Source organism: Caballeronia sp. AZ1_KS37 (assembly GCF_023631165.1).
Taxonomy (GTDB): domain Bacteria; phylum Pseudomonadota; class Gammaproteobacteria; order Burkholderiales; family Burkholderiaceae; genus Caballeronia; species Caballeronia zhejiangensis.
In genome coordinates, this window is the sequence record NZ_JALQDP010000022.1 from 1 (window position 1) to 647 (window position 647).

The 647-nt window shown below is 53.9% G+C and carries 1 protein-coding gene and 3 tRNA genes; all 4 read right to left on the reverse strand.

What is annotated here, in order from left to right; translation table 11 throughout:
• Positions 1-83: GTP-binding protein (locus NCS00_RS13190; RefSeq protein ID WP_042615313.1), on the reverse strand; the 83-nt coding region annotated here is incomplete at its 3' end.
• A gap of 62 nt (positions 84-145) precedes the next feature.
• A tRNA-Thr gene (locus tag NCS00_RS13195) sits at positions 146-220 on the reverse strand.
• A gap of 16 nt (positions 221-236) precedes the next feature.
• A tRNA-Gly gene (locus NCS00_RS13200) sits at positions 237-310 on the reverse strand.
• A 30-nt stretch (positions 311-340) separates the two neighbouring features.
• Positions 341-426: transfer RNA gene (locus NCS00_RS13205), tRNA-Tyr, on the reverse strand.
• Between the last annotated feature and the right edge of the window lie 221 nt (positions 427-647).

The following is a 647-nucleotide window of genomic DNA, read 5'->3' on the forward strand; positions in this document are numbered from 1 at the left end:
AGCGTGGTCTTGCCGTGGTCAACGTGACCGATCGTGCCCACGTTCACGTGCGGCTTGGTCCGCTCGAATTTACCTTTGGCCATTTTCGACTCCTAACAGGATTTTCGCACCTTGCGCCGCGCGCAACTTACTAGACTGATACAGCTGGTGCCCATGGGCAGGATCGAACTGCCGACCTCTCCCTTACCAAGGGAGTGCTCTACCACTGAGCCACATGGGCACTACAAAATCGACACTGGAGCGGGTGAAGGGAATCGAACCCTCGTCGTAAGCTTGGAAGGCTTCTGCTCTACCATTGAGCTACACCCGCGAGGGTTGGATTCCCTTACCGCTTGAATTCTGGTGGAGGAGGTTGGATTCGAACCAACGTAGGCGTAAGCCAACAGATTTACAGTCTGCCCCCTTTAGCCACTCGGGCACCCCTCCGCAGAGAACTATCGATTATGGGGTAACAACACGCCGTTGTCAAGCGTTTCTTACGACCCGAAAAATTCGAGGCTCTCACTTATAGGTGAGACGAAAAACGCAAAAAGCCCCAACTCGTTAGAGTTGGGGCTTTCGCTTGCTTTCAGCATGAGGAGCCTGACGATTACCTACTTTCACACGGGTATCCGCACTATCATCGGCGTGGAGTCGTTTCACGGTCC